Source organism: Pseudomonas sp. 58 R 3, assembly GCF_900006605.1.
Classification (GTDB): domain Bacteria; phylum Pseudomonadota; class Gammaproteobacteria; order Pseudomonadales; family Pseudomonadaceae; genus Aquipseudomonas; species Aquipseudomonas salomonii.
In genome coordinates this window covers 240,841-253,278 of sequence record NZ_CVTT01000085.1, presented here as the reverse complement: position 1 = coordinate 253,278, position 12,438 = coordinate 240,841, and the positions used below count along the sequence as shown (strand labels likewise).

Here is a 12,438-nt window from a genome sequence, read left to right as displayed (position 1 = left end):
GAGCATAAGCACAGTCAGACAAGCCTGTACGTCTATGAAGATGAAGGCTACCAACCCTTGGCTCGTGTCGATGGTGCCGGGCCGTTGCAGAAGACTCGTTACTACCATAACGACCTGAATGGATTGCCGGAGCAGTTGACCGAGGCTGATGGCCACATGCTCTGGCAGGCGACTTATCGGGTGTGGGGCAACACGCTGGAGGAGGTGCGTGAGCCTTATTACATTGAAGAGCAGAACCTAAGGTTTCAGGGGCAATATCTGGACCGGGAGACGGGGCTGCATTTTAATACGTTCAGGTTTTATGATCCGGATGTGGGGCGGTTTACCACGCCGGATCCGATTGGGTTGGCGGGAGGAATCAACCTCTACAAATACGCACCAAATCCCATCTCATGGATTGATCCATGGGGGCTTCTAAATCTCAACACCAACGGCGCTCAAGGTAACTTCGGCGTGTATGAAATTCGAATAGATGGCGAGCTGCATAAGTACGGTAAAGCCGATATGAATCGCGTAACTAAATCCAGTGGCAACCCGACCAGGCTTCATCAACAAGTAGAAAAATTAGAACGATTGAATCCCGGAAAAACGATTAAGGGTACAATTCTGCAAAGTGGCATAAGTACGACAGAAGCGGCCAAAACTATCGAAACTGCAAAATTGGATGCGCATTACAAAAAAACTGGCGGGCTGATACCGGAAGGAAACAAAAAGAGCTATAAAGGTCCTAAGTCGCTGTGTGGCAAATAAAAGAGGATAAATAATGCGCAACCCGTACCCCATCGCCATAGGCGGACTCTTTCCTGATCCAGCTGCGGTTTTTTATGTATCGTATCATGTTAGTCGAATTATTCGAGAACAACTTGAACGTCACATAACAGGAACCGAACAGTTCGATGAGAAATACGGCGATAGCTATTGGCTGAGCCTTAAGGACTCAAGCGTGTCCGGGCTACTTGACCTGAATGTAACAGGCCCAGAGGTATCTAAGAGAAACAAAGCGGTTAGCTATTCTTTGAGAATGCCCAGCAGCCCTATCAACATGGATCCTACCGGTTATGAAAAATACCTTGAATATCACGAAAGAGCGGTGACGGAAGTTTTTGGCGAATTACAAATTCAAGTATCGGAATCGATCGCAAACATTTACAAGTTTATACGCATTGAAGTGCGAAAATTATCACCCGAGCAACTGAAGAACCCCGACTGAACATCTGATATCGGCAACGGAAAAGGGAACAGATTTATTAAGGCCAGCAAAATTAAATAAATCTGTCCCCTCATCTCGGAACCCTTTTATAAAGATCGCAGTCAGCGCATAAGCATTATCCGCAGCCCAACAAAAAATGGGCACCCAACCCAGTCGGCGTGCCCATTTTCTTACCCACCCGCCTCCCTTCAGACGGTCCTGCTCTTACGGGTTGACGCTGTCTTTGAGCGACTTGCCCGGCTTGAATGCAACGGTGTTGCTCGCCTTGATTTTCACTGGCTCGCCGGTTTGCGGGTTTTTGCCGGTGCGGGCGCCGCGATGGCGTTGCAGGAAGGTGCCGAAGCCCACCAGGGTGACGCTGTCTTTGCGGTGCAGCGCGCCGGTGATTTCTTCGAGGACGGCGTTGAGAACACGGTTGGCCTGTTCTTTGGTCAGGTCTGCTTTTTCTGCAATAGCGGCTGCGAGTTCTGGTTTACGCATAAGTGAAGCCTCTTTGACGGTTTTTTGTTGTTATGTCCGTGCTGCTCTCTGGTGGAGCAGCGCCCAAGGCGCCGCAGGCTCTACTCTGCGGCAGACGGGAGTGAGGATGGCATGCCCTCGCACGCTCCGCCAGTCTCGCGGTGACCTTTCTGGGGCTAAGAAGGTGCTGATTCCGACAGAACGACCGGTATTTACGCCAGCAAAGGCGGAAGCTCTTTGTTAAGGGCGAGTTTTTCCATGACGGCGCTGCCGGTCAGCGCATAACCCAGCAGGCGGCCGCTGGCGTCGCGGCACAAGGCCTTGATGTCGGCGCCCTGGCCTTCGACGCTCCACACGCCTTCGGTGCCGCGTGGCGGTGGCGATACCACCAGCGGGCAGATCGGCGTTTTCACGGTGATCGGCATCGGCCCATAGCTGACGGCCGTGGCGTTGCCGGCCAAGGTTTGGGCCAGGGCGCGGGCGCAGCTCATCAATGGCATCACGTAGAGCAGGTTCAGGCCATCGACCTCGGCGCAGTCGCCCAGGGCGTAGATGTTGGCGTGGGAGGTCTTGAGGTGACGGTCCACCATGATTCCACGGTTGATCTGCAGGCCGGCGGCGGCAGCCAGGTCCACGCGCGGGCGCAGGCCGATGGCCGAGACCACCAGGTCGCAGTGGATCACTTCACCATCGGACAGGTGCGCTTCCAGGCCATCCGCCGTGCGCTGCAGGCGGTTGAGCACCGGGCCCAGGTGGAAGCGCGCGCCCAGGCCTTCCAGCCCGGCCTGTACAGCGGCAGCTGCTGCCGGGTGCAGCAGGGTCGGCATGACTTGCTCGCACGGTGCAACCAAGTCGATTTCGTAGCCGCCAAGAATAAGGTCGTTGGCGAACTCGCAGCCGATCAGGCCCGCGCCGAGCAGCAGCACACGGCGCTTCCCGGCCGCGGCGGCACGAAAGCGTGCGTAATCTTCAAGATCGTTGATGGGGAAAATCAGCTCTGCCGCATCGCCCTCGACCGGCACGCGCACGGTTTCTGCGCCCCAGGCCAGGATCAGATCGCGGTAAGCCACCGCTTCCTCGCCGATCCACAGGCGTTTGTGGCCCGGATCGATGCCGCTGATGCGCGTATGGGTACGCACTTCGGCCTTGAGCTGCTCGGCCATGGCGCCCGGCTCAGCCATGCTCAGGCCATCGGCTTCCTTGTTCTTGCCAAAGCCGGTGGAGAGCATGGGCTTGGAGTAGGAGCGCCCGTCATCCGCGGTGATCAGCAGCAACGGGGTCTCGCTGTCGAGCTTGCGAAACTCCCGTGCCACGTTGTATCCGGCCAATCCTGTGCCGATGATCACGACAGGTGCGTTCATTCCTTTCTCCTTGTAGTACGTTTCTTAAACCGATGATTAGCCGATTTCGATCATTTCGAAATCCATTTTGCCTACGCCGCAGTCCGGGCACAGCCAGTCTTCCGGGACGTCCTGCCACAGGGTGCCCGGTGCGATACCGTCATCCGGCCAGCCGTCTTTTTCGTCATAGATCAAGCCACAGACTACACATTGCCACTTCTTCATTACTTGCTTCCTCAGGGTCCAGGCATCTTGGCCAACGGTCGATAGACCAACGTTGCCGTACGGCTCAGGGCGTTTTGTACTGATCAGGGCCGGCAGATGCAAGCATGTTCGGCGCAAACGGCCGGTTCGGCCCGGCAAAAGCTCAGGACGCCATGGTAAGCTCGCCGCCTCTTTTGCTGCCAAAACTGACTCACCGTGCCGCACTCAATCGCCCGTCCCGATGCTTGCCAATGGCTGACCCAGAGCCTTCTGAACCCAATGCCTGGGCCTTTGACCCTCAACTGGTTGTTCGACGAAGGCTCGCTGACGCGCAGGCTCACGTGGCTGTCCAACGACGGCTTCAGCGTGACGCCACTGTTCGAAGGCTGGCAGCCACTGCGCGAGGATGAATGCGTGGCGCTGGGTATGGCCCCGGCCACGGTCGGCTGGGTACGCGAAGTGTATTTGCGCGGGCATGGCCAACCATGGGTGTTTGCCCGCAGCGTGGCGGCCCGCAGTGCCTTGCAGGGCGATGGCTTACACATGGACGAACTGGGCAGCCGCTCGCTGGGCGAATTGCTGTTCTGCGACCATGCGTTCACCCGCCAGGCAATCGAGGTATGCCATTACCCACGGCAATGGCTGCCAACCGCCGACCAGGCCGATGGCCTGTGGGCGCGCCGCTCACGCTTTGATCGTGGGCCGCTGAGCGTGCTGGTCGCGGAAATTTTCCTGCCCAGCTTCTGGCATGCGCTGCATGACCACCCGGAGAACTGCTGATGTATCAACGTCTGCTCAATTCCTTGAACCACCTGAACCCCAGGGCCTGGGATTTCATTCAGTTGACTCGCATGGACAAACCCATCGGCATTTACCTGCTGTTGTGGCCGACGCTGTGGGCGCTATGGATTGCGGGCAAGGGCTCGCCGTCGTTGCTCAATATCGTGATTTTCGTGCTCGGTGTGGTGCTGACCCGTGCCGGCGGCTGTGTGATCAATGACTGGGCCGACCGCAAGGTCGACGGCCATGTGAAGCGTACCGAGCAACGGCCGCTGGTGAGCGGCAAGATCAGCGCCAAAGAGGCCTTGGTTTTTTTTGCGGTGTTGATGGGCATCAGTTTTCTGCTGGTGCTGCTGACCAACGCGACCACCATCCTGCTGTCCCTGGGCGGCCTGGCGCTGGCGGCGAGCTACCCGTTCATGAAGCGCTACACCTACTACCCGCAGGTGGTGCTGGGCGCGGCGTTTTCATGGGGCATGCCGATGGCGTTCACTGCCGAGACCGGGCATTTGCCGGCCACGGCGTGGCTGCTGTACATCGCCAATTTGCTGTGGACAGTGGGTTACGACACGTATTACGCGATGACCGACCGCGATGACGACTTGAAGATCGGAGTGAAATCCACCGCTATTCTGTTCGGCGATGCGGACCGCGTGATCATTCTGACCCTGCAAGGTTTGTCACTGGTGTGCCTGCTATTGGCGGGGCAGCGGTTTGAGCTGGGTGGCTGGTTCCACTTGGGGTTGCTGGCGGCGGCGGGCTGTTTTGCCTGGGAGTTCTGGTACACCCGGGACAAGGATCGGATGAAATGCTTCAAGGCGTTTTTGCACAACCACTGGGCGGGGTTGGCGATATTTGTGGGGATTGTGGCGGATTACGCTTTTCGCTGAGATTTTGCGGTGGCTGTTCGGACGCTTTCGCGAGCAAGCCCGCTCCCACATTTGAACTGTATTCACAAATCAAAATGTGGGAGCGGGCTTGCTCGCGAAGGTCTCAGTGGCGCCGAGTAGTCAAGGTTTGATGACGTGCCATGCCCCACCCTTACCATCACCGGTTTTGTCACCAGCCTTGTGGTCATCCTTGTAGGTGTAGACCGGCTTGCCTTTGTAAGCCCACTGACTGGTCTGGTCGTCGCGGGTAATGACTGTCCAATCACCCATCGACTTGTCAGTAGACTCAGCCTTCAGCGGCGGCCAGTTGCTTGCACACTGGTCTTTGCACACCGACTTGCCGTCGGCATCCTTGTCGAAGGTGTAGAGGGTCAGCCCCTTGTGATCCACCAGCATTCCGTCGTGAGTCATCGCCGGCTCCGCCGCAAACGCCAGGCCCGGCAGGGTCAACGCCGCCGTTGCCAACAGGGCTTTCCAGGAAAAAGTACTTTGAGTCATCGGAACCTTCCTTTTGTGGTTGTCAGGATTCGGACCCAAAGGGTAGTCCAGAGTGCCGTGAATTGCCCGATCGACTAAATTACTGTCACACGACTGCAATAATTCCGTTATCTAATGCGGCGCAAGACAGTTAAATGACAAGAGGATTTTGAGCATGGTTGGCAGGAGCATTCTGATCGTTGACGACGAAGCGCCCATTCGCGAGATGATCGCCGTTGCGTTGGAAATGGCCGGCTATGACTGCCTGGAGGCGGAGAACTCCCAGCAGGCCCATGCCATTATCGTCGACCGCAAGCCGGACCTGATCCTGCTGGACTGGATGCTGCCCGGCACCTCCGGCATCGAACTGGCCCGCCGCCTCAAGCGGGATGAGCTGACCGGGGATATCCCGATCATCATGCTCACCGCCAAGGGTGAAGAGGACAACAAGATCCAGGGCCTGGAAGTCGGCGCTGATGACTACATCACCAAGCCGTTTTCCCCACGTGAGCTGGTAGCGCGCCTGAAGGCCGTACTGCGCCGTGCCGGCCCGACTGATGGCGAAGCACCGATCGAAGTCGACGGGCTGATCCTGGACCCGATCAGCCACCGCGTGACCATCGACGGCAAGCCGGCCGAGATGGGCCCGACCGAATACCGCCTGCTGCAATTTTTCATGACCCACCAGGAGCGCGCCTACACCCGTGGCCAATTGCTCGACCAGGTGTGGGGCGGCAACGTGTATGTGGAGGAGCGCACGGTTGACGTGCATATCCGCCGCCTGCGCAAAGCCTTGGGCGATGCCTACGAGAATCTGGTACAAACCGTGCGCGGCACCGGCTATCGCTTTTCCACCAAAGGCTGAGCCGGCCCCTCCCTTCCTTAACCGCTGACAAGGACGCATGTTTAAGTGAACCAGAACTGGCATGGCACCCTGATTCGCCACATGCTTCTGTTGATCACCGGTTGCTTGGTGGTGGGCTTGATCAGCGGCTATTACGGCTGGAGCCTGGCCGTCGGTATCGGCCTGTATCTGGGCTGGACCCTCAAACAATTGCTGCGCCTGCATGAATGGCTGCGCCAGCACAAACCCGACGAAGCACCGCCCGACGGCTATGGCCTGTGGGGCGAGGTGTTCGACAGCATCTACCACCTGCAACGCCGCGACCAACGGGTTCGCGGGCGCCTGCAGGCGGTGATCGACCGGGTACAGGAATCCACCGCCGCGCTCAAAGACGCGGTGATCATGCTCGACAGCGACGGCAACCTGGAATGGTGGAACCGCGCCGCCGAGACCCTGCTGGGCCTAAAGACGCCCCAGGACAGCGGCCAGCCGGTGACCAACCTGGTGCGCCACCCGCGCTTCAAGGAGTACTTCGAGCAGGACAACTACGAAGAAGCGCTGGAAATCCCTTCGCCCACCAATGACCGCGTGCGCATCCAGCTGTACCTGACGCGTTACGGCAACAACGAACACCTGATGCTGGTGCGCGACGTAACGCGCATTCACCAGTTGGAACAGATGCGCAAAGACTTCGTCGCCAACGTCTCCCACGAGCTGCGCACGCCGCTGACGGTGATCTGCGGCTACCTGGAGACGCTGCTGGACAACGTCGACGAGATCAACCCGCGCTGGAGCCGTGCCCTGCAGCAGATGCAGCAGCAGGGTTCACGCATGCAAACCCTGCTCAACGACCTGCTGTTGCTGGCCAAGCTGGAAGCCACTGATTACCCCTCGGACAACCACCCGGTGGCGGTGCAAAGCCTGCTGCAGACCATCAAGAATGACGCCCAGGCGCTGTCCGGCGAGCGCGGGCAACAGATCACCCTGGAAGCTGACCCGCAGGTATTGCTCAAAGGCAGCGAAGGTGAGTTGCGCAGCGCGTTTTCCAACCTGGTGTTCAACGCTGTTAAGTACACCCAGGACAAGGGCAATATCCGCATCCGCTGGTGGAGCGACGAGCACGGCGCGCACTTGAGCGTGCAAGACTCAGGCATCGGTATCGACGCCAAGCACCTGCCGCGCCTGACCGAACGCTTCTACCGCGTCGATTCCAGCCGCAACTCCAACACCGGCGGCACCGGGCTGGGCCTGGCGATCGTCAAACACGTGCTGTTGCGCCACCGCGCCCGGTTGGAGATCAGCAGCGTGCTGGGGCATGGCAGTACCTTTACCTGCCATTTTCCACCGGCGCAGGTGACCCGTTCGCGGGTAATCGGCACAGATGAATAACCCGAAAACGACGCTGGACTAAGTGTGGGAGCGGGCTTGCTCGCGAAGGCGGTGGGTCAGCTATGAATGTGTTGACTGACCCACCGCTTTCGCGAGCAAGCCCGCTCCCACATTGGTCATGCAGCGTGTTGACGAAGCCTTTCAGGCCCCGCCCGGCAGCGGGCACTAGGCAAGCGCCCCGTCAGCCGCTACATTGGCCGACTTGCGCCTGCCTTTCAGGCCTGTCTGTCACCCCTTATTGAACACACGGAACCTGCAAAACCCCATCATGGACCCTTCCCCTGGCATCACCCTCGCTACACTCTTCGCCGATTTCGGCATGATTCTTTTTGCACTGATCCTGGTAATGCTCAACGGTTTCTTCGTTGCGGCGGAATTTGCCATGGTCAAACTGCGTGCCACTCGGGTCGAGGCCATCGCCCACAAGAACGGCTGGCGCGGGCAGATCCTGCGCACCGTTCACAGCCAGCTCGATGCCTACCTGTCGGCCTGCCAATTGGGTATCACCCTCGCCTCTCTGGGCCTGGGCTGGGTCGGTGAACCGGCCTTCGCGCATATCCTCGAGCCATTGCTGGGCGCCATCGGCGTGCAATCGCCTGAAGTGATCAAGGGCGTGTCGTTCTTTGCCGCCTTCTTCGTGATTTCCTACCTGCACATCGTGGTCGGTGAATTGGCCCCCAAATCCTGGGCGATTCGCAAACCCGAGCTGCTGTCGCTGTGGACGGCGGTGCCGCTGTACCTGTTCTACTGGGCCATGTACCCGGCGATCTACCTGCTCAACGCCAGCGCCAACGCCATCTTGCGTATCGCCGGCCAAGGCGAGCCTGGCCCGCACCACGAACACCATTACAGCCGCGAAGAACTCAAGCTGATCCTGCACTCCAGCCGTGGCCAGGACCCAAGCGACCAAGGCATGCGCGTACTGGCTTCGGCCGTGGAAATGGGCGAGCTGGAAGTGGTGGACTGGGCCAACTCCCGCGAAGACCTGGTCACCCTGGACTTCAACGCCCCGCTCAAGGAAATCCTCGCGCTGTTCCGCCGCCACAAATTCAGCCGCTACCCGGTGTATGACGCCGATCGCAATGAGTTTGTCGGCCTGCTGCACATCAAGGACCTGCTGCTGGAGCTGGCAGCCCTGGACCACATCCCCGAGTCGTTCAACCTGGCCGAGCTGACCCGCCCGCTGGAGCGCGTATCGCGGCACATGCCGCTGTCGCAGCTGCTGGAGCAGTTCCGCAAAGGCGGTGCGCACTTCGCCCTGGTGGAAGAAGCCGACGGCAAAGTCATCGGCTACCTGACCATGGAGGACGTGCTGGAAGTGCTGGTCGGTGATATTCAGGACGAACACCGCAAGGCCGAGCGCGGCATCCTCGCCTATCAGCCAGGTAAACTGCTGGTGCGTGGCGACACGCCGCTGTTCAAGGTGGAACGCCTGTTGGGCGTGGACCTGGACCACATCGAAGCCGAAACCCTGGCGGGCTTGATCTACGACACGCTCAAACGCGTGCCGGAAGAGGAAGAAGTGCTGGAAGTTGAAGGCTTGCGCATCATCATCAAGAAAATGAAAGGGCCTAAGATCGTGCTGGCCAAGGTGTTGTTGCTGGATTGACGCCTCAATTGCCCAACGCAAAGTTGGGCAATTTGCCAAGCGGCTGGTTGAACTCATAGGGAATCGAAACCAGCCCGACCTCGGAAGCCTTCACCACCGTACCGCTGCGTGCCGCAATGATCGGCGTGCCCTCGGGCATGGCGATGTCCATGGCGTACCTGCCGGGATGGCTGAGCGGCAGGCTCGCCAGGGTTGATGACAACACTGCGTGAAGCACAGAAGATCAACTGTGGGAGCGGGCTTGCCCGCGATGACGGTGTGTCAGGCGCAGATCAAGTGGCTGATGTATCGCTATCGCGGGCAAGCCCGCTCCCACATGGGTTAAGTGTTGCTCTGTAGATCACGCACCCGGCACGAAGTGCTTCTGCGCCGTACCGCGCGCGATCAGGCGGGAGATATAGTCGAGCTTCTGCGCATCCTGATCGATAAACCGGAAGGTCAGTTGCAGCCAGTCGCTGTCAGGCCGTGGCTCATAGGCGACGATGGCGTGCAGGTAGCCGTTGAGGCGCGCGACTTCGGCGTTCTCGCCTTGCTCAAGGTCGAGCACGGCGCTTTCCAGCACCTGGGGCAGCACTTCACCGCGACGGACCACCAGCAGCGCTTCCTTGATGCTCAGCGCCTTGATCACGCATTGCTGGTTGCCGCTGGACAGCCGCAGTTGGCCCTGGCCGCGACCGCCGGCAGGCGAGGCTGCAGGCGCTTGCATCGGTTGGCTGTTGAGCAGGCCTTTGCTCGGCGCAGCTACCGGCGCCGGTTTGGCCGCCTCGGGTTTGCCGCCGGTCAGGGCATTGAGGGAGTCGTTGCCGAAGGCCGAGTTCATCTTGGTCGGCGCGCTGGCGATCAGGGCATCGAGGCGGCCGATCTTGTGCAAAGCCTGTTTGACCTTGTTCAGCAACTGCTCGTTGGTGAATGGCTTGCTGACATAACCGGAAACCCCGGCCTGAATCGCCTGCACCACGTTTTCCTTGTCGCCACGGCTGGTCACCATCACGAACGGCATGGCCTTCAGGTGCGCCTGCTCACGGCACCAGGTCAACAGCTCAAGGCCGGACATTTCGGGCATTTCCCAGTCGCACAGCACCAGGTCGAAGGTCTCGCGCATCAGGATGGATTGCGCCTTTTTGCCGTTCACCGCGTCTTCAATCTTGATGCCTGGGAAGTAGTTGCGCAGGCACTTCTTCACCAAATCACGGATAAACGAGGCGTCGTCCACCACCAATACACTGACTTTACTCATCGACCCTTCATCCTATTAACACTTCGGCACGCAAAACGCCTGACTGATGGCATTTTGCCAAAACTCACGGGTCACAGAAGGACTTTATTGCTCCTGCTGCGCAAAAAATTCAGATGCCGCAAACGAAAACGCCCGACCAAAGGCCGGGCGTTAATGTCTCGGGCAACCTTACTTATCGTCAGATTCGCCCGGAACATTAGGGATTTGATCAGCCGTGCCTTCAACTTCGGCTTTCATGCGCTTGAGGCCCATGTGCCGCACGTCGGTGCCGCGCACCAGATAAATCACCAGTTCCGAGATATTACGGGCGTGGTCGCCGATGCGTTCCAGGGAACGCAACACCCAGATGATGTTCAAGACCCGCGAGATAGAGCGCGGGTCTTCCATCATGTAGGTGGCCAGCTCGCGCAGTGCGGTCTTGTATTCGCGGTCGATGGTCTTGTCGTATTGCGCCACCGACAACGCCAATTCGGCGTCGAAGCGGGCGAACGCGTCCAGCGCATCGCGCACCATGTTGCGCACCTGGTCGCCGATGTGGCGCACTTCCACGTAACCCCGTGGCGCTTCGCCTTCTTCGCACAACTGGATAGCGCGGCGGGCGATTTTGGTGGCTTCGTCGCCGATGCGCTCCAGGTCGATCACCGACTTGGAGATGCTGATGATCAAACGCAGGTCGGAGGCCGCCGGCTGGCGGCGGGCCAGAATGCGCAGGCACTCTTCGTCGATGTTGCGTTCCATCTGGTTGATCTGGTCATCGATCTCGCGCACTTGCTGGGCCAGGCCCGAGTCGGCCTCGATCAGCGCGGTGACCGCATCGTTGACTTGCTTCTCCACCAGCCCGCCCATCGCCAGGAGGTGGCTGCGCACTTCCTCAAGCTCGGCGTTGAACTGCGCGGAGATGTGGTGGGTAAGGCCTTCTTTGCTAATCATGTTGGCGTCCTTGGAACGTCCGGTAAGGTGCGGAGAACCGCAGCATTCAGTGCAATCAGAACCACCGCGTACTAGCCGTAACGACCGGTGATGTAGTCTTCGGTCTGCTTCTTCGCCGGGTTGGTGAACAAGGTGTCGGTGTCGCCGAACTCCACCAGCTTGCCCATGTACATGAACGCGGTGTAGTCCGAAACCCGCGCCGCCTGTTGCATGTTGTGGGTCACGATGACGATGGTGAACTTGGATTTCAGCTCGTAGATCAGCTCTTCAACCTTAAGAGTCGAGATCGGATCGAGTGCCGAGCACGGTTCGTCGAGCAGCAACACTTCCGGCTCCACGGCGATGGTGCGGGCGATCACCAGTCGCTGCTGCTGGCCGCCGGACAGGCCGAGTGCCGATTCATGCAGTCGGTCTTTGACTTCATCCCACAGCGCCGCGCCTTTCAAGGCCCACTCAACGGCTTCGTCGAGGATGCGTTTTTTGTTGATGCCCTGGATGCGCAGGCCATACACCACGTTTTCGTAGATGGTCTTGGGGAACGGGTTCGGCTTCTGGAACACCATGCCCACGCGGCGGCGCAGCTCGGCCACGTCCTCGCCCTTGCGGTAGATGTTGCTGCCGTAAAGGTTGATCGCGCCTTCTACGCGGCAACCGTCCACCAAGTCGTTCATGCGGTTGAAGGTGCGCAGCAGTGTGGACTTGCCGCAGCCGGACGGGCCGATAAAGGCGGTCACGCGCTGCTTGGGAATGTTCATGCTGACATCGAACAGCGCCTGCTTTTCACCGTAGTACAGGCTCAGGCCGGGCACTTCGATGGCCACGGTTTCCTGGGCCAGGCTCAGGCTCTGCTTGTCGCGACCCAGGGCCGACATGTTGATGCCGTGGGTGTGGGTTTCATGTTGCATGGGATGCTCCCTGTGCTACCAATTCGTTTGGTTGAACCGCCGGGGCGGTTTACTCAAAAATCTGTGTGTTACGCGGTCCAGTGTGGGAGCGGGCTTGCTCGCGAAAGCGGTGGTTCAGCCAGCAAATATGTTTCTGATACACCGCATTCGCGAGCAAGCCCGCT

Annotated in this window: 14 protein-coding genes and 1 pseudogene; 7 read left to right on the top strand and 8 right to left on the bottom strand. The window is 59.2% G+C overall.

Going from position 1 to position 12,438, the window contains the following annotated elements; all coding sequences use genetic code 11:
* Window positions 1-750: RHS repeat-associated core domain-containing protein (locus BFP92_RS28795; RefSeq protein WP_177343875.1), on the top strand; the 750-nt coding region annotated here is incomplete at its 5' end.
* 13 nt (window positions 751-763) lie between these two features.
* The gene (locus tag BFP92_RS28790; RefSeq protein ID WP_065932083.1) at window positions 764-1,210 is read left to right on the top strand and encodes a hypothetical protein; all 447 of its coding nucleotides are present in this window, start codon (window positions 764-766) and stop codon (window positions 1,208-1,210) included.
* Window positions 1,211-1,414: 204 nt separating this feature from the next.
* Here the strand turns inward: BFP92_RS28790 and BFP92_RS28785 are convergent, their stop codons facing one another.
* From BFP92_RS28785 to BFP92_RS28775, 3 genes are all read right to left on the bottom strand, one after another.
* Window positions 1,415-1,690, bottom strand: coding sequence for an HU family DNA-binding protein (locus BFP92_RS28785; protein WP_003213368.1), 276 nt, complete (start codon window positions 1,688-1,690; stop codon window positions 1,415-1,417).
* 191 nt (window positions 1,691-1,881) lie between these two features.
* Window positions 1,882-3,030, bottom strand: a complete 1,149-nt coding sequence (locus tag BFP92_RS28780; protein WP_058421114.1) for an NAD(P)/FAD-dependent oxidoreductase — start codon at window positions 3,028-3,030, stop codon at window positions 1,882-1,884.
* 36 nt (window positions 3,031-3,066) lie between these two features.
* Window positions 3,067-3,234, bottom strand: a complete 168-nt coding sequence (locus tag BFP92_RS28775; RefSeq protein ID WP_003213373.1) for a rubredoxin — start codon at window positions 3,232-3,234, stop codon at window positions 3,067-3,069.
* Window positions 3,235-3,429: 195 nt separating this feature from the next.
* Here BFP92_RS28775 and BFP92_RS28770 point away from each other — a divergent pair, with 195 nt between their 5' ends.
* Entirely contained in the window at window positions 3,430-3,993 is a 564-nt protein-coding gene (locus BFP92_RS28770) for a chorismate--pyruvate lyase family protein (protein WP_056860873.1), read from the top strand.
* Window positions 3,993-4,883, top strand: a complete 891-nt coding sequence (gene ubiA, locus BFP92_RS28765; protein ID WP_065932082.1) for a 4-hydroxybenzoate octaprenyltransferase — start codon at window positions 3,993-3,995, stop codon at window positions 4,881-4,883. Before BFP92_RS28770 ends, ubiA begins: the two co-directional genes overlap by 1 nt.
* Before the next feature lie 120 nt (window positions 4,884-5,003).
* Here the strand turns inward: ubiA and BFP92_RS28760 are convergent, their stop codons facing one another.
* Window positions 5,004-5,381: a COG4315 family predicted lipoprotein gene (locus BFP92_RS28760; protein ID WP_065932081.1), complete on the bottom strand. Its 378-nt coding sequence runs from the start codon at window positions 5,379-5,381 to the stop codon at window positions 5,004-5,006.
* A 154-nt stretch (window positions 5,382-5,535) separates the two neighbouring features.
* On the opposite strand from BFP92_RS28760, the gene phoB reads away from it, so the two are divergent.
* From phoB to BFP92_RS28745, 3 genes are all read left to right on the top strand, one after another.
* Window positions 5,536-6,225 carry a phosphate regulon transcriptional regulator PhoB gene (phoB, locus tag BFP92_RS28755; RefSeq protein ID WP_003195617.1) on the top strand — a complete coding sequence of 230 codons (690 nt, stop codon included), beginning with the start codon at window positions 5,536-5,538 and terminating at the stop codon, window positions 6,223-6,225.
* A gap of 81 nt (window positions 6,226-6,306) precedes the next feature.
* Window positions 6,307-7,593 carry a phosphate regulon sensor histidine kinase PhoR gene (gene phoR / locus BFP92_RS28750; protein WP_218178145.1) on the top strand — a complete coding sequence of 429 codons (1,287 nt, stop codon included), beginning with the start codon at window positions 6,307-6,309 and terminating at the stop codon, window positions 7,591-7,593.
* Window positions 7,594-7,861: 268 nt separating this feature from the next.
* Window positions 7,862-9,202: a hemolysin family protein gene (locus tag BFP92_RS28745; protein ID WP_065932079.1), complete on the top strand. Its 1,341-nt coding sequence runs from the start codon at window positions 7,862-7,864 to the stop codon at window positions 9,200-9,202.
* Window positions 9,203-9,206: 4 nt separating this feature from the next.
* Here the strand turns inward: BFP92_RS28745 and BFP92_RS30875 are convergent.
* The 4 genes and pseudogenes from BFP92_RS30875 to pstB form a co-directional block, all read right to left on the bottom strand.
* A pseudogene (locus BFP92_RS30875) lies at window positions 9,207-9,365 on the bottom strand (hypothetical protein); the annotation flags it as partial.
* A gap of 177 nt (window positions 9,366-9,542) precedes the next feature.
* Window positions 9,543-10,439 carry a response regulator gene (locus BFP92_RS28740; protein ID WP_065932078.1) on the bottom strand — a complete coding sequence of 299 codons (897 nt, stop codon included), beginning with the start codon at window positions 10,437-10,439 and terminating at the stop codon, window positions 9,543-9,545.
* A 168-nt stretch (window positions 10,440-10,607) separates the two neighbouring features.
* Complete coding sequence (phoU, locus tag BFP92_RS28735) at window positions 10,608-11,369, bottom strand: phosphate signaling complex protein PhoU (RefSeq protein WP_053258703.1); 762 nt, start codon at window positions 11,367-11,369, stop codon at window positions 10,608-10,610.
* 71 nt (window positions 11,370-11,440) lie between these two features.
* Window positions 11,441-12,274 (bottom strand): phosphate ABC transporter ATP-binding protein PstB, encoded by an 834-nt coding sequence (gene pstB, locus BFP92_RS28730; RefSeq protein WP_058421111.1) that lies wholly within the window; start codon window positions 12,272-12,274, stop codon window positions 11,441-11,443.
* Window positions 12,275-12,438 lie beyond the last annotated feature (164 nt).